This is a genomic window from Paracidovorax konjaci, from assembly GCF_900112675.1.
GTDB lineage: Bacteria > Pseudomonadota > Gammaproteobacteria > Burkholderiales > Burkholderiaceae_C > Paracidovorax > Paracidovorax konjaci.
This window is the reverse complement of record NZ_FOMQ01000009.1, coordinates 152,835-170,924: the sequence shown is the minus strand read 5'-3', so window position 1 is coordinate 170,924 and position 18,090 is coordinate 152,835. Positions and strand designations below refer to the sequence as shown.

The 18,090-nt window shown below is 68.9% G+C and carries 12 protein-coding genes; 6 read left to right on the top strand and 6 right to left on the bottom strand.

Features of this window, described 5'->3' with window-relative positions; all coding sequences use genetic code 11:
• Positions 1-4 precede the first annotated feature (4 nt).
• Positions 5-829, bottom strand: a complete 825-nt coding sequence (gene dapD, locus BM144_RS14860) for a 2,3,4,5-tetrahydropyridine-2,6-dicarboxylate N-succinyltransferase (protein ID WP_092953636.1) — start codon at positions 827-829, stop codon at positions 5-7.
• A 16-nt stretch (positions 830-845) separates the two neighbouring features.
• A complete protein-coding gene (dapC, locus tag BM144_RS14855; RefSeq protein WP_092953633.1) occupies positions 846-2,048 on the bottom strand; it encodes a succinyldiaminopimelate transaminase in 1,203 nt (400 codons plus the stop codon).
• 123 nt (positions 2,049-2,171) lie between these two features.
• Between dapC and BM144_RS14850 the strand changes: the two genes are divergently transcribed.
• Complete coding sequence (locus tag BM144_RS14850) at positions 2,172-3,686, top strand: methyl-accepting chemotaxis protein (protein ID WP_092953630.1); 1,515 nt, start codon at positions 2,172-2,174, stop codon at positions 3,684-3,686.
• Between the two features lie 25 nt (positions 3,687-3,711).
• Here the strand turns inward: BM144_RS14850 and rsxB are convergent, their stop codons facing one another.
• The 3 genes from rsxB to BM144_RS14835 form a co-directional block, all read right to left on the bottom strand.
• On the bottom strand, positions 3,712-4,419 hold the full coding sequence (gene rsxB / locus BM144_RS14845; protein ID WP_092953627.1) for an electron transport complex subunit RsxB: 708 nt from the start codon (positions 4,417-4,419) through the stop codon (positions 3,712-3,714).
• The gene (locus BM144_RS14840) at positions 4,416-5,840 is read right to left on the bottom strand and encodes a polyhydroxyalkanoate depolymerase (RefSeq protein WP_092953625.1); all 1,425 of its coding nucleotides are present in this window, start codon (positions 5,838-5,840) and stop codon (positions 4,416-4,418) included. The genes rsxB and BM144_RS14840 overlap by 4 nt, the downstream gene beginning before the upstream one ends.
• Before the next feature lie 200 nt (positions 5,841-6,040).
• Complete coding sequence (locus BM144_RS14835; RefSeq protein WP_092953623.1) at positions 6,041-7,117, bottom strand: GTP pyrophosphokinase; 1,077 nt, start codon at positions 7,115-7,117, stop codon at positions 6,041-6,043.
• 213 nt (positions 7,118-7,330) lie between these two features.
• Between BM144_RS14835 and BM144_RS14830 the strand changes: the two genes are divergently transcribed.
• Positions 7,331-10,141, top strand: a complete 2,811-nt coding sequence (locus tag BM144_RS14830) for a bifunctional diguanylate cyclase/phosphodiesterase (RefSeq protein ID WP_092953621.1) — start codon at positions 7,331-7,333, stop codon at positions 10,139-10,141.
• Here the strand turns inward: BM144_RS14830 and dusA are convergent.
• Positions 10,114-11,202, bottom strand: coding sequence for a tRNA dihydrouridine(20/20a) synthase DusA (gene dusA, locus BM144_RS14825; RefSeq protein ID WP_092953619.1), 1,089 nt, complete (start codon positions 11,200-11,202; stop codon positions 10,114-10,116). The two genes, BM144_RS14830 and dusA, sit on opposite strands and share 28 nt — an antisense overlap.
• A gap of 423 nt (positions 11,203-11,625) precedes the next feature.
• Between dusA and BM144_RS14820 the strand changes: the two genes are divergently transcribed.
• The 4 genes from BM144_RS14820 to BM144_RS14805 all read left to right on the top strand — a co-directional run bounded on the left by BM144_RS14820 (position 11,626) and on the right by BM144_RS14805 (position 17,932).
• Positions 11,626-12,081: a hypothetical protein gene (locus tag BM144_RS14820; RefSeq protein WP_092953617.1), complete on the top strand. Its 456-nt coding sequence runs from the start codon at positions 11,626-11,628 to the stop codon at positions 12,079-12,081.
• Positions 12,082-12,408: 327 nt separating this feature from the next.
• Positions 12,409-14,580 carry a hydantoinase/oxoprolinase family protein gene (locus tag BM144_RS14815; RefSeq protein WP_092953615.1) on the top strand — a complete coding sequence of 724 codons (2,172 nt, stop codon included), beginning with the start codon at positions 12,409-12,411 and terminating at the stop codon, positions 14,578-14,580.
• A complete protein-coding gene (locus tag BM144_RS14810; protein ID WP_092953613.1) occupies positions 14,577-16,280 on the top strand; it encodes a hydantoinase B/oxoprolinase family protein in 1,704 nt (567 codons plus the stop codon). The genes BM144_RS14815 and BM144_RS14810 overlap by 4 nt, the downstream gene beginning before the upstream one ends.
• A complete protein-coding gene (locus BM144_RS14805; RefSeq protein WP_092953611.1) occupies positions 16,277-17,932 on the top strand; it encodes a hydantoinase B/oxoprolinase family protein in 1,656 nt (551 codons plus the stop codon). Before BM144_RS14810 ends, BM144_RS14805 begins: the two co-directional genes overlap by 4 nt.
• Positions 17,933-18,090 lie beyond the last annotated feature (158 nt).

Sequence of the window (18,090 nt, the reverse complement as noted above, 5' to 3'; positions counted from 1 at the left end):
GACCTCAGTCGCGCAGGAGGTCGTTCAGGCTGGTCGTGGAGCGCGTCTTGGCATCGACCTTCTTGACGATGATGGCGGCGTACATGCTGTACTTGCCATCGCCCTTGGGCAGGCTGCCGCTCACCACCACCGAGCCGGCAGGCACGCGGCCGTAGCTCACCGTGTCGGTCGAGCGGTCGTAGATCGGGGTGCTCTGGCCGATGTACACGCCCATGGAGATGACGGAGTTCTCTTCGACGATCACGCCTTCGACGATCTCCGAACGCGCGCCGATGAAGCAGTTGTCTTCGATGATGGTCGGGTTGGCCTGCAGGGGCTCCAGCACGCCGCCCAGACCTACGCCGCCGGAGAGGTGCACGTGCTTGCCGACCTGCGCGCAGGAACCGACGGTGGCCCAGGTGTCGACCATGGTGCCTTCGTCCACGTAGGCACCGATGTTCACGTAGCTGGGCATGAGGATCGCGCCCTTGGCGATGAAGCTGCCGCGCCGAGCGACGGCCGGCGGGACCACGCGCACGCCGGTGGCGGCCATCTCGGCGGCCGAGCGGCCTGCGAACTTGGTCGGCACCTTGTCGTAGAAGCCCAGGCTGCCGGCTTCGATCAGCTCGTTGTCCTTCAGGCGGAACGACAGCAGCACGGCTTTCTTGATCCACTGGTGCACGGTCCATTGACCGACGCCTTCGCGGGTGGCCACGCGCAGCTTGCCGGTGTCGAGTTCGGCGATCACGTGTTCCACGGCGTCCTGCACCTCGCGGGGGGCGGCGGCGGGAGACAGGCTGGTGCGGTTTTCCCAGGCGGTGTCGATGATGTTCTGCAGTTGTTGGGTCATGGTTCCGGTGAGGAAATCAGGGATGGGATTGGATGAATTGAACGATGCGCCGGGCGGCTTCGAGGCATTCCTCGACTTCGGCGACCAGCGCCATGCGCACACGGCCGGCTCCGGGATTGCGGCCGCCGGATTCGCGGGCGAGGTAGCTGCCCGGCAGCACGGTCACATTGTATTGAGCGAGCAGGGCGCGCGCGAATGCCGCATCGTCGAGGCCGAGCCGCTCGGGCACGCCCGCCCACAGGTAGAAGCCCGCGTCGGGCAGGGCGACATCCATCACCTCGGCGAGCAGGGGCGTGACCTGCTCGAACTTGCGGCGGTAGAGGGCGCGGTTGTCTTGCACGTGGGTCTCGTCGCTCCAGGCGGCGATGCTGGCACCCTGAACGGCCGGACCCATGGCGCTGCCGTGGTAGGTGCGGTAGAGCAGGAACGCCTTCATCAGCGCCGCATCGCCCGCCACGAATCCGCTGCGCAGGCCCGGGACGTTGCTGCGCTTGGACAGGCTCGTGAAGGCAATGAGGTTGCGGTAGTCGGTGCGGCCCAGGCGCGATGCGGCCTCGAGCCCACCGAGGGGCGGTTCGTCCCGGAAGTAGATCTCGCTGTAGCACTCGTCCGAGGCGATCACGAAGCCATGGCGGTCGCTCAGCGCGAAGAGCTTTTCCCATTCGGCGAGCGGCATGACCGCTCCGGTCGGGTTGCCCGGCGAGCACACGAACAGCAGTTGCGTGCGCTCCCACACCTCCTGCGGCACGCTGTCCCAGTCCACCGCGAAATTGCGCGCGGGATCGCTCGGCGCATAGTAGGGCTGGGCGCCCGACAGCAGGGCCGCGCCTTCATAGATCTGGTAGAAGGGATTGGGGCAGACGACCGTGGCGCCGGCCTGCGTCGGATCGATCACGGTCTGCGCGAACGCGAACAGCGCTTCGCGCGAGCCGTTGATCGGCAGGATCTGCGTGGCCGCATCGATGGCGATGCCGTAGCGGCGGCGCACCCATTCGGCACAGGCCTCGCGCAACCGGGGCTCGCCGGCCGTGGCGGGATAGCTCGCCAGACCGCCGAGGCTGTCGGTCAGGGCCTGCTGTATGAAGGGCGGGGTGGGGTGCCGGGGCTCTCCCATGCCCAGGCTGATGGGGCGGAGGCCGGCCGGGGGCTGCACCCCCGCGAAAAGCTGTCGCAACCGCTCGAAGGGGTAGGGCTGCAGGTGGGAGAGCAGGGGATTCATGGGGCGCCATTATCGGGGCTGCAGGGCGGCGCGCCGGGCCGGATCGGCGTATTCCCGCCTTGTCAATCCGCCGTAAGTGCCGGCCAATACGATCCAGCCCCCATACCGAGAGGAGACAACAGGATGGCTGCTTTCCTGCCGCTGCGCCCGGCCGTGCAATTGCTGCGCGGATTGCGCATTCCTGCAAAGCTCGCGCTGTACACGGCAACGGCGCTTCTGGGGTTGCTGGCTGGTGTCGCGGTGTCGGCCGTTTATGGAACAGCCGCCGGCGCATGGGCCGCGGTGGCGTTCGGCATTCTGCTGGTCTACCTGTCGCTCGCGCTGGCGGCCAGCCTCACTGCCGACCTGGACGAACTGGCCCAGGCCATGGAGGCCACGGCGGGCGGCGACCTGTCCCGCAGCACGCCGCCGCGCGGCCGGGACGAACCCGCGCTGCTGGCGCAACTGCTGGGGCGCATGGTGGTCACGCTCTCGTCCATGGTGGCCGACATCCGCAGCAACGCGGCCCTGGTCGCCCATGCCGGGCAGAGCCTGGCCACCGACAACCGGGCGCTGGCCGACCGCACCGAGCAGCAGGCCGCCAACCTCGAAGAAACCGCCGCGAGCGTGGAGCAACTCGTGTCCGCCGTGCAGCAGAACGCGCAGACGGCGCAGGCCGCGGACCGGCGTGCCGGGCAGGTGCGCGCCGCGGCCGACGAGGGCACGCGCGCGATGGACCGCGCCGTGCAATCCGTGGAAGCCATTCAGCAGAGTGCGCGGCGCATGGCGGAAATCATCGGTGTGATCGATTCGATCGCCTTCCAGACCAACATCCTCGCGCTCAACGCGGCCGTCGAGGCGGCGCGCGCGGGCGAGCAGGGCCGGGGCTTCGCGGTGGTGGCCGCCGAGGTGCGGACGCTGGCCCAGCGATCCGGCAACGCAGCCCGGGAGATCCGCGACCTGATCGGCGAGTCGGTGCGCCAGGTGGGCGCCAGTGCAGACCTCATCCGCGCCGCGGGAGAGGGCATCTCGGGCATGGCCGAAGGCATCCGCGGCATGGCGGGCAACGTGAGTGAGATCTCCGGTTCCAGCAGCGCACAGAGCACCGGGCTGGCCGAGATCAGCGCCGCCGTGCGGCAGATCGACGAAATCACCCAGCACAACGCCCAGATGGTGGGCTTGGCCGTACAGCAGGCCGAAGCGCTCGAAAGCCGGGCGGCGACCCTGTCGCGCGCAGTGCTGTCGTTCAGGCTTCAGCAAGGGACGGCCGAGGAAGCCGTGGCGCTGGTCGAGCGGGCCTCTGCCCAGCGGCGCCTGGCCGGCTCGCGGGAGGCGTTCCTGCGCATGGTCACCGATCCGGCGCAGCCCTACCACGATCGCGACATGTATGTCTTCGTGCTCGACCGGGCCGGAACCTACCTGGCCTTCGGCGGCAACCCGGCGAAGGTGGGCACGCGGGTGCAGGACATTCCGGGCATCGACGGTGCGCGGCTGGTCGCCGACATCGTGGCGCAGGCCGAGCGTGCGCCCGGATGGGTGGAATACGGCATCACGAACCCGGCCACCGGGAAGGTCCAGACCAAGATGTCGTTCGTGCGCACGGTGGACGATGTCTATCTGGGCTGCGGCGTCTACAAATCGCTGGCGATCCGCGCCTGAAACCCCGCGCTTCAGGACGAGCGCTTCAGCCGGGTGGGCCAGGAGTACGCTTCTGGCGTGCGCGGGCCAGGGCTGCGGCAACGGCGGCACGGCGCGCCGCTGCGGCATCGGTTTCCGAAGCGGTGCTTTCGGCCGAAGAGGGCGTCGCTGCGGAAGCCAGCGATCGGTACGCTTCCTGGGCTGGCGGCTCGTCCGGCGGTCCGGAGTATTCCGTCGATCCCAGCCGGGTTTGATGGGCCTGGTATCGGCGCCGCGCATGCTCGGCCTGCGGAAGCGACCAGGCGGCCCAGCCCGTCTGCGCGCCGCTGGCGGGCTCCAGAACGATGCAGTCCACCGGGCACACAGGGATGCACAGTTCGCAGCCGGTGCAATGCGGCGCGATCACGGTGTGCATGTACTTGTGGGTGCCGAGGATGGCGTCCGTGGGGCAGGCCTTGATGCAAAGCGTGCAGCCGATGCACCAGTTCTCGTCGATCACCGCGACGGTGCGGGGCCCTTCGGCACCGCACTGCGGATCGAGCGGGATCGGCGGCAGGCCGGTGATTGCCGCCAGCCGTGCAATACCCTCTGCACCGCCGGGTGGGCAACGGTTGATCTCCGCATCGCTCGCGGCGACCGCCTGCGCATACGCCGCGCAGTCGGGGTAGCCGCAGCGCGTGCACTGGGTCTGCGGCAGGGCTGCGTCGATGCGTGCGGCCAGGCCCTCTCGGGAGGACCGGGCTTGGGGGCTCAAGCCTTGCGCGCGCCGCGCCGGTCGCGCGATGCGGGGGCGGCGGTGGCGGTCGGCAACTCTTCGGCGGCTTCGGCCTTGAAGGCAGCGACTCCACCCGTGCGGCGGCGGGGAGCGTCCTCGCTGGGCACCGAAGCACTGTCGACCGTGGTGGCCGGCTGTGGATCGTGGGCCAGGATGAAATCGCGCACCTGCGGGTACACGATGTCACGCCAGCGGCGCCCGCTGAAGATGCCGTAATGGCCCGCGCCCTTGACTTCGACGTGCTTGCGGTCCTTCTCGGGGATGGAGGTGCACAGGCCATGGGCGGCCTCGGTCTGGCCGGAGCCCGAGATATCGTCCAGCTCGCCCTCGATGGTCAGGAGCGCCGTGGTGCGGATGTCCTGCGGCCGCACGCGCTCGGGCTGGCCCGCCGGCGAATGCACGTCCCAGGTACCGTGCACCAGGCTGTAGTCCTGGAACACGGTCTTGATGGTCTCGAGGTAGTAGTCGGCGTCCATGTCGAGGACGGCGTTGTACTCGTCGTAGAACTTGCGGTGGGCCTCGGCGCTCGCATCGTCGCCCTTGATGAGGTCCTTGAAGTAGTCGTAGTGGCTCTTGGCATGCCGGTCGGGGTTCATGGCCACGAAACCGGTGTGCTGCAGAAAGCCCGGGTACACGCGCCGCCCGGCGCCGGGGAAGCTGTCGGGCACGCGGTAGATCACGTTGTTCTCGAACCACTCGTAGCTGCGCTGGGTGGCCAGGTTGTTCACGGCCGTGGGCGACTTGCGCGCATCGATGGGGCCGCCCATCATGGTCATGGACAACGGCGTCTTCTCACCGCGGCTGGCCATGAGGGACACGGCGGCCAGCACCGGCACGGTGGGCTGGCACACGCTCATGACGTGGCAGTTGCCATAGCGGTCCTGCAGCAGGCGGATGAAGTCCTGCACGTAGTTCACATAGTCGTCCAGGTGGAACTCGCCTTCGGAGAGCGGGACCAGGCGGGCGTTCTTCCAGTCGGTGACATAGACCTTGTGGCCTTGCAGCATGGCGCGCACGGTGTCGCGCAGCAGCGTGGCGTAGTGCCCGGAAAGCGGGGCCACGATCAGCACGGCCGGCTGGCGCTTGATGGTCTCCAGCGTGCTCGGGCTGTCGCAGAAGCGCTTGAACCGGCGCAGTTCGCAGAATGGCTTGTCCAGTTCAACGCGCTCGTGGATGACGACTTCATGGCCGCCCACGTCCACCGTCGAGATACCGAAAACCGGCTTCTCGTAATCCTTGCCGAGCCGGTACAGCAGGTCGTAGCCCGCGGACATGCGCTGGGCATATACCGTCTGGCTGAACGGCGACACCGGATTGCTGTAGATCTTGGAGACGGTCTGGGCCAGATCCGCGAAGGGCTCCATGAGGGAGCGCTGCGTTTCGTAGAGGTTGTAGAGCATGGGGGCGAGCTCAGCAGAGAAATGTTGCAGTGCAATATAGCAGCAGTTCGCCAAGGGCGTGTGGCGTGAAAACACGGAGGAAAAGTCGCCAATGTGACACCTCGAGGCCGTTGCCCAGCAAGGCCCTGCTGCTACCTTTTCATGAGCAGTAAGTTTAAGTAACCACGCCGGTGGTGCGCCTTTTGGTCTGCGTCACCGGGCTACGGGTGGTCCTTGAGCCACGCTTCGAAGGCTTCCCGGGAGCTGTTGCGCAGTGCCCTGCGGAAGGTGGTCCGGTCTCCCAGGTAGAGACAGTGCCGGATCACCGTATAGGGATTGAAGCTCGTCTGCGGATTGGCTTCCTCGAAGTGCTGCTTGTAGCGCTTCACCGTGCCGAGCGTTGCCCGCAAAAGGGTGTTGAAGCGCGCGCGCGTGATGCCCGGCGCCCAACCGCGGATGTCGGCCACGAAGAGATCCACCTTGTGAGGATCGAAATCGCAGTCTTTGAAGAAGTGATTGGCGATCTTGAGGAATGTGAAGGCGTTGAGCTCGCTGCCTCCCGTGGCCGGGCCGGCGCGCTCCCCCGCAGGCTCCGCAGCGGCCGCATCGGCGTCCGAGGCTTCTGTCTCGTCGGGTGCCTGCCGCAATTCGGCCTCAGTGGCATCCCGGATTTGCCGGAATTCACGGTCTGCGAGCTCGAACAGGGCGGAGAGCACGTTGATGCGCCGCTTGAGCTGGCCCGGGATGGATTTCTTGTACTTGATCTTGTGGTCCAGCACGCTCCAGGAATCCTGGATGATGGTGCGCACCTGGAGTTCGAAGGGCTGGGCAGCATAGGCCGTGTGCTCGGGCAGGGATGCCTGCACCGCGTTGAGCCGCAGGTCAAGGTGCAGGCCCTTGTACCCGAACGAGCCTTCGGTGCTTTCCACGGCCGACACCTTGTCGGTCACGTCGATCACGTCGAAGTGAGAGCGCACGGCCTGCGCCGCCTTTTCCAGCTCGTCCTCGTACAGACAGACCACCCGCACGCCGATCAGGTCGGTGATGTAGTGCCGGATCTCATAGGGCGTGTTGCTTTCTTCGAGGGCCGCACGGTATTTCCGCGAGAACTTCGCGATACATTCCTGACGGTCCTTGATCCGGCCCTCCACCTTGGTGATGTCCAGGTGCGGAGTGCGCGACAGGATCGACTGGAGGAGGGCGATGTAGGAGGCGCATGCGTATTGCAGGGCAGGCAGTTCCTGCTCGTAGAAGGCTTCGAAGCCTCTTTCTTCCCTGGAAAAATCGAGCGACGGCATGAAAAAGGCAAAAGTACCAAAACAAGGGCAAAGCGGCCGGGCTCCAGCGATTCCGGCACCCCGATGCGGGGTGATGGTAGTGCACTGCCGCCGCCGTCACGCCGCCGCCGCGGTAGGACGGGGCCGCAATCCGTCCCACGGGCCGGGATGCGCCCCGCGCCACCCCGGGCGGGGCTTGCCACCGCCTGCCGTCCGTGCCACCCTGCGCTGCGCATGAGTCCTCCGCCGCCATCCCGCCTTTCGGGCCCGTCCAGCCGGGCCGCGTTGCCGTTCTGGCACGTGCGCCTCGCGTTCGCGCCCCTGCTGTCGGCGGCCTTGCTCGGCATCACTTATCTTTATTGGCACCATGCCGAACAATTGCAGGACACGCGGCGCCGGCAGAATTTCGATGCCGCCGCCGAACGGGTGATGTCCGGCCTGCGCGACCGCATGGGCGCCTACGAGATGGTGCTGCGCGGGCTCAAGGGTTACGTGGATGGCTCCACCACCATCGACCAGGGGGAATTCACGGCCTACGTGGAGGCTCTGCAGCTGGACCAGACGCGTCCCGGCCTGCAGGCGCTGTGCCTGCTGGAGCAGGTGCCGCAGGAGAGCCTGCGTGCGCACGTGCAATCCATGCGGGCGCAGGGTTTCGATCGCTACGAGGTCCGCTCGCGGGGCGGGCAGGGCATGTATGCCGTGATCACGCGCGTGGAGCCGCGCACGCGGGGCAACCTGAGCGCGCTGGGTTTCGACACCGGCAGCCTGCCAGCAGCGCGTGAGGCGATGGACCGCGCCCGCGACACCGGGATGATGGCGCTGTCGGGGCTCTGGAGCGTGGGCGGCGACGAAGACCCCGGGCTGATGATGTTCCTGCCGCTCTATTCCGGCGGCGGCATGCCGGCCAGTCTGGACAGCCGCATGTCGTCCATCCACGGCTGGGTGGCCGCGCCGTTCCGCGTCGCCGCCGTGGCCGATGCGCTCATGAGCGAGCTGGATCCGGCCGTTTCGCTGCGCATCCAGGACGGCCAGCCCTGGAACACCCCTGCCGGGGAGAACACCGACCTGTACAACTCCGGTGGCACGGCCTTGCCGCCCGCCGTCCAGGCGAGCGGTGAGCGGCTGCTGGCGGTGCGCACCCTCACGGTGGGCGGCCGGCCCTGGACGCTTTCGATGGAGCCGTTGCCCGCGTTCGACCAGCGCCTGGGGCGGGACAACCATGCACTGATCGCGTGGCTGGGGGCGCTCATCAGCGTTCTGGCCGGCTGGTTCATCGCCATGCAGGCGACGGGCCACCAGCGCGCGCTGGCCATGGCGCGCTCGATGACGAGCGAGTTGCGCACGGCCCGCGATGACCTGGAGGGCATCCTGCAGGCCGTGCCCGACCTGCTGTTCGAGCTGGACACGGATGGCCGCATTCTCTACTACCGCTCGGCCCGCGCCGATCTGGTGCCCGCGCCCAGCAAGGCATTCGAAGGGCGCATGCTGCAGGAGGTGCTCGCGCCCGAGGTGGCTGCGGAATTCCTGCGGGCGCTGCGCGAGGCCGATGTGCAGGGCGTGTCCCTGGGCCGGCAGTACCACCAGCATACGGCCGGTGGCGAGCGCTGGTTCGAGCTGTCCGTGGCACGCCGGCACGGCCTGCCGGCCGAGGGGGATTCCGATGCCGAAGGCCCGTCGCGCTACGTCGCGCTGGCGCGGGACGTCACGGCCCGCCGCGAGGCCGAAGCGGCCATGCACCGGCTGGCCTATTACGACGCGCTGACCGGACTGCCCAATCGGCGCCTGCTGTCCGAGCAGTTGCAGGAAGCCCTCGACCAGGCGCGGCGCGAAGGGCGCATCGGCGCGCTTTTCTTCATCGACCTGGACAACTTCAAGCAGCTCAACGATGCGCGCGGCCACGCTGTCGGCGACCGGCTGCTGGTACAGGTGGCGCGGCGATTGGAGCGGTTGCTGCAGGGTTTCGGCAGCGTGGTGCGCATCGGCGGGGACGAGTTCGTGGTGCTGATCCCGCGCATCGCGAACGGCATGCAGGCCAGCGTGGACGCGGCGGGCGCGATGGCGGCGCGGCTGCGCGAAGGTATGGAGACGCCCCACGATCTGGGCAGTACCTCCCATTCGATCACGGCCAGCACGGGCGTGACGCTTTTCCCAAAGGGCGACGAAACCGCCGAAGACCTGCTGCGCGAGGCCGACACCGCCATGTACCGCGCCAAGTCGCTCGGCAGCAACCGGGTGTGCTTCTTCGAGGCCGACATGCAGGCCACCGCCGAGGAGCGGCTCTCGCTGGAGCAGGATCTAGCGCAGGCCGTGGCCGACGATGCGCTGGACATCCACATCCACCCCCAGGTCGACCAGAGCGGTGCCGTCTGCGGGGGCGAGTTGCTGCTGCGCTGGGTGCACCCGGTGCACGGCAAGGTGTCTCCGGCGCGCTTCGTGGCCATCGCTGAGGACTCCGGGCTCATCCTGCGGCTGGGCGCGCGCGTGATCCGCCGTGCCTGCGACGCGCTGGCGCAGTTGCAGGCCGCCGGGCGCGACCTGACGATTTCGGTGAACGTGAGCGCCCGGCAGTTCCGGCAGGACGATTTCGTGGCCTATGTGCGCGATGCCATCGCCTACAGCGGCGCGCCTGCCTCGCAGCTCATTCTCGAAGTGACCGAAACCCTGCTGGTGGAGAACTGGCAGGACACGGCGAGGCGCATGGCCGAACTGGTGCGGCTGGGGGTGCGCTTTTCGATCGACGATTTCGGCACCGGGTATTCGAGCCTGGCCTACCTGAAGCGGTTGCCGCTCTACGAACTCAAGATCGACAAGAGCTTCGTGCAGGACGCGCCCGACCAGCCCAACGACGCGGCCATCGTGCGCGCCATTCTGTCGATGGCGCAGCACCTGCGGCTGCGCGTGGTCGCCGAGGGCGTCGAGACCCCGGCGCAGGCGGAATTCCTGGCGCGCCACGGCTGCGACGCCATGCAGGGCTACCTGTACGCGCAGCCCATTCCGCTGAAGGATTGGTTGGCCGCTCAGGCCGGCGAGACCGCCGTGTCCTGAGGTGCCAGCGCCACAGGGGCCGTGTCCGCAGCCTCTGCAGCGGCACGCGGCAACGTGCGGGCGATGGCCATCACCTCGCGCGCGGGCAAGTGCTTCAGCCGGTGGTCGCTCCAGGCCTGCCGCCAGCGGCGTGCGCCGGGTAGCCCGTTGCGCAGACCGAGTATGTGCCGCGCGATCGGATACCAGGGTGTGCCGTGCAGCGCGGCTTCGCGCTCCATGTACTCGAGCATGGCTTCCTCGGCCGCTTCGCGCGTCAGGCCAGCGTCGGGCGCGCCGAAGTACAGCGTGTCCCAACGGGCCAGCCACCAGGGGTTGTGGTAGGCCTCGCGGCCGATCATTGCGCCGTCCAGTCCGCCCTCCAGCGCCTGCCGTACTGCGTCGTCGGTGGCCAGGCCGCCGTTGATGGCGAGGGTGAGGCCGGGAAACTCTGCTTTCAGCTGGTGCACCACGTCGTAGCGCAGCGGCGGGATCTCGCGGTTCTCTTTGGGAGAGAGTCCCTCCAGCCACGCATTGCGCGCATGCGCGATGAAGACGCTGCAGCCAGCTTCCGCCACGGTGCCCACGAAATCCCGCACGAAGCCATAGTCTTCATTGCGACCGATGCCGATGCGGTGCTTGACCGTAACCGGGACATCCACCGCATCGACCATGGCTTTCACGCAGTCCGCCACGAGCCGCGGCTCGTTCATGAGGCAGGCACCGAACGCGCCGCGCTGCACGCGCTCGCTGGGGCAACCGCAGTTGAGATTGATCTCGCCGTAGCCCCATTGCGCACCCAGCCGCGCCGCATGCGCCAGGTCGGCGGGCTCGCTGCCGCCCAGTTGCAGCGCGACCGGGTACTCCTCCGCATTGAAGCGCAGGTGCCGCTCGACGTCGCCGTGCACCAGCGCACCGGTGGTCACCATCTCGGTGTAGAGCAGGGCATGCCGGCTCAGCAGCCGGTGGAAGTAGCGGCAATGGCGATCCGTCCAATCCATCATCGGGGCGACCGAAAGGCGCCAGGGGCTGAATTGTTTCGGTTCTCCTTCTGGGTCAACCACTGGCGCTGGATCTGGCAACATCTTTCACGGTCCTGTCTTGCATGATTCCGCCCCGTCTTCCCTTCAGTTGTGCGCAGCAGTTCCTCATGGGGTACCACGAACCACTGCCCGCACTGGCGGCTGGGCACGACCACACAACGAACGAACAGTCCACAGACTTCTTCGCAGATCCGACTGCCGGATGGTGGTGATCCAGCGCCACCTCCCATAAAGGTGTGGATGGGCCAGAAGGTGATATGGAGGCGGGTTTGGGCGCGGATTATCTCAGCCAAGTCGAAAACACCCTCGGGCGGGGGCATTGCAGGACGATGGATACCGGGCTGGTGCGGTGAGGCAGCGCCGGGCGCCCCTGCACACTGGTCAGGGGGGGCGGGGCCGGCCGCCGAGGCGGCATTGGTAGCATGGGGAGAGTTGTCATTGCCATCGCCCTTCAAGGAGTCGCCCATGCCCACGAAACACCGGTTCGCAGCGTTCGCGCTCACCGCAATCGCCGTCCCCGCACTGGCCCAGTCCGATCGGCAGGTGGCCGAAGACATGCTGACCCGCTCGGCCAATGTTTGCCCAGGCCATAGCACCCAGCGCACCGCGCCGACGGTCAAGTCGATGCCGGTGGGCGCCCTGAGGGTGATGCTCGACCGTGGCCTGGTGATGTGCCCGGACCGGCGTCTGGACGCCGATGCGCCGGCCGCCTTCTACGGCAGGCTCGGAGTGTTCGCCTGGAATCCGGAGGTCGCTGCCGGCTCGGCGGTGATCGCCAAGCAGATCGATGCGATGACCCGGAAGGACGAATACCCGTCCGAGACTCTGGTGTGGGACGCCCAAGGCACGCCCTTGAAGCAGCGCACCGTGCCGCTGTTCGAGCCGAAACCGGGCGCAGCCGTGTTCTACAAGGCGCGGTAGCCACGGAGCGGCGTGGGACCGATCCCGGCGATGCCGGGAAGGGGCAGCGGGCCGGTGTTTTCGCCCGCGCCACCGCTGGCAGGCGGGCCCGGCGCCGGCCTGCTTTGCCGACATCGATAGACAGACGGGCGGGGGGCTTTTCTGCATGCGCGGTGCCTCTGGCGGGCGGCGCATATGCACATGCGGAAAGCTTTGTTCCCGCCGTGAGAGGCGTTGACTAGGCTCATGCTTCCCTGCGCGGTTGTTCAGGGGCGCGATCGGGCCGATCCGAGCCGTCGTGCATCCCCGTCTCTTCAACGCCGGCTGCCGCAACAGCCGCCTGTCTGCATGTCTCTCCCTTCCTCCGCTCCTTTCTCGCCGCGTGCTGCGGCAGCCGATTCCCGCGTGCGCCTGGCCGTCGATGTGGGCGGCACCTTCACCGATGTCGTGCTGCTGCGCGGCGATGCCAAGTTCACCGCCAAGGTCCTGACCACGCCCGGTGCGCCCGAGCAGGCCGTGCTGGGCGGCATCGAGGAGATCCTGCAGCAGGCCGCGCTGGCCTGGGGCGATGTGGACCTGCTCATCCTCGGCACGACGCTGGCCACGAATGCGCTCATCGAACGCAAGGGTGCACGCACGGCCCTGATCACCACCGAAGGCTTCCGTGATCTGGTGGAGATCGGGCTCGAAGACCGCTTCGCCCAGTACGACGTGTTCCTCGAAAAACCCGCACCCCTGGTGCCGCGCCACTGGCGCCATGGCGTGAAGGAGCGCGTGGATGCGGCGGGCCAGGTGCTCACGCCGCTGGACGAGGCCCAGGTCATCGCCCTGGCCCGGCAACTGCAGGCGGACGGCATCGACAGCGTGGCGGTGTGCTTCCTGCACGGCTATGCCAACCCGGTGCACGAGCGCCGAGTGCGCGGATTGTTGAATGCGCACGCGCCCGGCCTGTGGGTCTCGCTGGCCTCCGATGTCTGCCCCGAGATCCGGGAGTACGAGCGCCTGTCCACCATCAGCGCCAACGCCTATGTGCAGCCGCAGGTGGCGGGTTACCTGGCGCGCCTGCATGAGGGCGTGAAGGCGCGCGGCCTGCGCGGCGAGCCTTTCCTCATGACGTCGGGCGGCGCCATCACCACCCTTCAGACCGGTATCGACGAACCCGTTCGGCTGGTCGAATCCGGCCCCGCGGGCGGTGCGGTGCTGGCGCGCCAGGTGGCGGAGCAGATCGGCGCATCGCGCGCGCTGTCCTTCGACATGGGCGGGACCACGGCCAAAATCTGCTTCATCGACGACTACCAGCCGCAGATCAGCCGCAGCTTCGAGTTCGGGCGTGTGCACCGGCACCTCAAGGGCTCGGGCCTGCCGATCCGCATCCCCGTGATCGAGATGGTGGAGATCGGCGCGGGGGGCGGCTCCATCGCACGGGTCAACCACCTCGGCGTGGTCCAGGTGGGGCCCGACAGCGCAGGCTCCAGCCCCGGCCCGGCGGCTTATGGCCTGGGCGGCGAGCAACCCACGGTCACCGACGCGCATGCGGCCCTGGGCACGGTGGATCCCGCACGTTTCGCGGTGGGCAAAGTGCAACTCGACCCGCAGCGCGCCCGCCACGCCCTCGTTCAGGGCCTGACGGCCCAGACCGGCCTGGAGATCGAAACCGCGGCCCAGGCCGTGGTCGACATCGTGACCGAGAACATGGCCAATGCCGCGCGCGTCCACGCGTCCGAGCTGGGCAAGGCCGCCGACGAAAGCACGCTGATCGCCTTCGGCGGCGCGGCGCCCCTGCATGCGGCCCTGCTGGCGCGCAAGCTGGGCATTGCCCGGCTGGTGATTCCAGGCTCGGCCGGTGTGGGCTCGGCCCTGGGCTTCCTCTGGGCGCCCGTGGCGTACCAGACGGTGCGCAGCCTGCACCAGCGCATCCTGCAGGCGGACCATGCCGCGGTCGAGGCGCTGCTGGCCGAACTCACCGCCCATGCCGAGGACGTGGTGCTGCGTGCGGCTCCCGGCGCGCCCCTGCTGCGCCAGCGCACGGTCTACATGCGCTACGCCGGCCAGGGGCATGAAATCCCGGTCGATCTGCCGGAGGGGCCTTTCGACGCCGCCGCCGCGACAGCCTTGGGCGCTCGCTTCGAGGCCCGCTACGCGGCCCTGTACGGCCGCAGCCTGCCCCACATCGCGGCCGAGGCCGTGAGCTGGTCCGTGGCCGTGGAGGCCGGCGGGCGCGCCGCGCCCGCACCGGACGCCGTGCCCGCCGATACGGGCCGCGCCGTGCCCGGCGGCACACGCCGCGTGTACGACGAGGATGCAGGCGCCTGGCACCACATCCCGGTCTACGAGCGCACGGCCCTGCAGCCCGGCCAATGGCTGACCGGGCCCGCCCTGGTGGTCGAGGACGAAACCACGACCCAGGTCATCGCAGGCTTCGAAGTGCGCACCAGCCGCCTGGGTGCCCTGGTGCTGACCGATACCACGGCCCTGGCCGCGCGGGCGCAGGCCGAGGCAGAAAGCGCGGTGGCAGCATGAGCAATGCGCCATCGTCCAACCGCCACACCATCCGCCAGCAACTGGTCTGGAACCGCCTTCTGGCCGTGGTGGAGGAGCAGGCCCAGGCGCTGATCCGAACGGCCTTCGGCACGCCTACGCGCGAAGCGGGTGACCTTTCGGCCGGCGTCTTCCTGCCCGATGGCCGCATGGTGGCCCAGGCCGTCACGGGCACGCCAGGCCACGTGAATTCCATGGCCGATTCCGTGCTGCACTTCCTGCGCGCGTTTCCTGCGGACACCATGGAGGACGGCGACGTCTTCATCACCAACGATCCCTGGAAGGGGACGGGCCACCTCTACGACGTGGTGATGGTCACGCCCGTGTTCCACGGCGGCAAGATGGTGGCGCTGTTCGCCTCCACCGTGCACGTGGTCGACATCGGCGGCCTGGGCGCGGGCCCGGACGCGCTGGAGATCTACCACGAGGGCCTGTTCCTGCCCATCCTGCGCTTCGTCACCCGCGGCGTGATCGAGGAAGCCGTGCTCGACATCGTGCGGGCCAATGTCCGCGAGCCCGAGCAGGTGGAGGGAGACCTGCACGCCCTGGTCGCCTGCAATGCCGTGGGCGCGCGCCGCCTGCGGCAGTTGCTGCGCGAATTCGGCCTGGTCGACCTACAGGCCCAGGGCGACTACATCATCGAGCGCAGCGCCCGGGCCATGCGCGAGGCACTGAAAGACTGGCCCAAGGGCACGTGGCGCAACCACATGACGGTGGACGGCTACGACGAGCCCGTACAGCTGCATGCGGCGGTGACCATCAGCGACACCGGGATCCTGGTGGACTTCGCCGGCACCTCGGGCACGGTGGCGCGCGGCATCAACGTGCCCAAAGCCTATACCGACGCGTACACCTCTTTCGGCATCCGCTGCCTGGTGGGTGCCGACGTGCCCAACAACACGGGCTCGCTCGCGCCCATCCGCGTGATTGCGCCGGAGGGCTCCATCGTGAACGCGCTGCCGCCCAGTGCGGTCGCGGCGCGCGCGGCCATCGGCCAGATGCTGCCGGACCTGGTGTTCGGCGCGCTGCGCCAGGCGCGGCCCGACCGTGTGCCGGCCGAGGGGTCTTCGTCGCTGTGGAACATCCGCCTCACGGGCGGCCAGCCCATCGCGGGCGGACCGAATGACGTGCTCATCAAGGCAAGGCGTTTCGGCATCGTGAGCTTCACCACGGGCGGTACCGGCGCACGGCCGGGGCAGGACGGGCTTTCCGCCACGGCCTACCCGAGCGGCGTGCGCAACGTATCGCTGGAGATCCTGGAAACCCAGGCGCCGCTCATTTTCAGGCGCAAGGAGTACCGTGCCGATTCCGGCGGTGCAGGGGCCACGCGCGGCGGCTTGGGGCAGACCATCGCCATCGAGCACGCCCTGGGCGAGCCGATGGTGCTGGCCGCCACCTGGGACCGTGTCATCTACCCGCCGCGCGGCGCCCTGGGTGGCCACGACGGAGCGCCGGGGCGGGCCTACCTGCAAGGGAGCGGCACGGCCCTGCGCGGCAAGGGCCGCCAGCTCGTGCCAGCCGGCGAGGTGCTGGTGGTGCAGACGCCCGGCGGTGCGGGGCTGGGCGATCCGGCCGGGCGAAATCCGGCGCTGATCGAGCGCGACCTGCAGGCGGGGTTCATCACGCCCGCGGCGGCGCGCACGCAGTACGGCGTGCAAGAAACGGCGGAGGTGGCGGCATGAGCGCGGCACAACACGCCAAGGCGGACATCCGCCACCAGCTCGCCTGGGCGCGCCTGCTGTCCGTGGTCGAGGAGCAGGCCCAGACACTGATCCGCACGGCCTTCGGCACCCCCACGCGCGAGGCGGGCGATCTCTCGGCCGGCGTGTTCCTGCCCGACGGGCGCATGGTGGCGCAGGCCGTCACGGGCACGCCCGGCCATGTGAATTCCATGGCCGAGTCGGTCAAGCATTTCCTGGTGCGCTTTCCCGCCGCCACGATGCAAGACGGCGATGTGTTTTTGACCAACGACCCCTGGAAGGGCACAGGCCATCTCTACGACATGACCATGGTCACACCCGTGTTCGACGACGGCCGGCTGGTGGCGCTGTTCGCGGCCACAGTGCACGTGATCGACATCGGAGGCATCGGCTCCAGCCCCGACGGGCTGGAGATCTGGCACGAAGGCCTGTTCCTGCCCATCCTGCGATTCATCCGCCGGGGCACGGTGGACCCCGCGGTGCTGGCCATCGTCCACGCCAATGTGCGCGACCCGGCCCAGGTCGAGGGCGACCTGTTCGCCCTGGTCGCCTGCAACGACGTGGGCGCGCGCCGCCTGCGCGCCTTGCTGCGCGAGTTCGGCCTCGCCGATTTGGAGGCCCTGGGTGCCTACGCCATCGACCGCTCGGCCCAGGCCATGCGCGCGGCGCTGCAGCACTGGCCGCGCGGCACCTGGCTCAACACGCTCGTGGCGGATGGGTATGACGCGCCCATCACCCTGCAGGCCGCCGTCACCATCGACGGGAGCGGCGTACACGTGGACTTCGCCGGCACCTCGGGTACGGTGGCACGCGGCATCAACGTGCCCAAGGCGTACACCGATGCCTACACCTCGTTCGGTATCCGCTGCCTGATCGGCGAGGACGTGCCCAACAATGCGGGCTCGCTCGCCGCCATCCGCGTGAGTGCGCCCGCCGGCTCCATCCTCCATGCCTTGCACCCGGCGCCTGTGACGGCTCGGCACGTGGTGGGCCAGCTGCTGCCGGACGTGGTGTTCGGCGCGCTGCGCCAGGCGCGGCCGGACCGGGTGCCGGCGGAAGGGTCGTCCTCGCTGTGGAACCTGCAGCTCGTGGGCGGCGAGGCCCTGCCGGGCGCCAGTGCCGAAGACGCCGAGGCCCTGCGGCGCGGACGGCGCTTCAACATCATCAGCTTCTCCACGGGCGGCACCGGGGCTCGGCCCGGCAAGGACGGCCTGTCGGTCACGGCCTATCCCAGCGGCGTGCGCAATGTCTCGCTGGAAATCCTGGAAACCGCGGCCCCCCTGGTCTTCGAGCGCAAGGAATACCGCGCCGATTCCGGCGGCGACGGCACCGTGCGCGGCGGCCTGGGCCAGGTCATCGCCGTGCGCCATGCGCAGCCCGACGCGGCGCTGGTGATCGCCGCCGCCTTCGACCGCGTGAACCACCCGGCGCGCGGCGCCCTGGGTGGGCAGGATGGCGCGCCCGGCGTGCTGCGCCTGGGCTCGGGCCGTGTGCTGGCGCCCAAGGGGCGCCAGGTCGTTCCGGCCGGCGACCGCCTGGTGGTGGAAACGCCCGGCGGCGGTGGCCTGGGCTCCCCGGCCGCGCGCGATCCCGCCTTGCGCCAGCAGGACCGCCTGCTGGGCCTGGTGACCTGAGGAGGCCGTTCCATGCACTGTTGATGCAATGGGAATGGCTGCCAGCGCTGGCAGCCCCCGGATGGCCGTTGCAGCCCATCGCACCGGCCATCCGGCGACGGCAACCCAGTTCCTTCTTTCGAATGCACCGGTCATCCGCTGCACCCTGTTCCTTCCTC

Coding starts and splice junctions, on each gene's coding strand:
- BM144_RS14820 (WP_092953617.1), top strand. CDS start 11,626: ATGCCCACGAAACACCGGTTCGCAGCGTTCGCGCTCACCGCAATCGCC.
- dusA (WP_092953619.1), bottom strand. CDS start 11,202: ATGTTGCCAGATCCAGCGCCAGTGGTTGACCCAGAAGGAGAACCGAAA.
- dapC (WP_092953633.1), bottom strand. CDS start 2,048: ATGAATCCCCTGCTCTCCCACCTGCAGCCCTACCCCTTCGAGCGGTTG.
- BM144_RS14805 (WP_092953611.1), top strand. CDS start 16,277: ATGAGCGCGGCACAACACGCCAAGGCGGACATCCGCCACCAGCTCGCC.
- BM144_RS14840 (WP_092953625.1), bottom strand. CDS start 5,840: ATGCTCTACAACCTCTACGAAACGCAGCGCTCCCTCATGGAGCCCTTC.
- BM144_RS14810 (WP_092953613.1), top strand. CDS start 14,577: ATGAGCAATGCGCCATCGTCCAACCGCCACACCATCCGCCAGCAACTG.
- BM144_RS14850 (WP_092953630.1), top strand. CDS start 2,172: ATGGCTGCTTTCCTGCCGCTGCGCCCGGCCGTGCAATTGCTGCGCGGA.
- BM144_RS14815 (WP_092953615.1), top strand. CDS start 12,409: ATGTCTCTCCCTTCCTCCGCTCCTTTCTCGCCGCGTGCTGCGGCAGCC.
- BM144_RS14830 (WP_092953621.1), top strand. CDS start 7,331: ATGAGTCCTCCGCCGCCATCCCGCCTTTCGGGCCCGTCCAGCCGGGCC.
- BM144_RS14835 (WP_092953623.1), bottom strand. CDS start 7,117: ATGCCGTCGCTCGATTTTTCCAGGGAAGAAAGAGGCTTCGAAGCCTTC.
- dapD (WP_092953636.1), bottom strand. CDS start 829: ATGACCCAACAACTGCAGAACATCATCGACACCGCCTGGGAAAACCGC.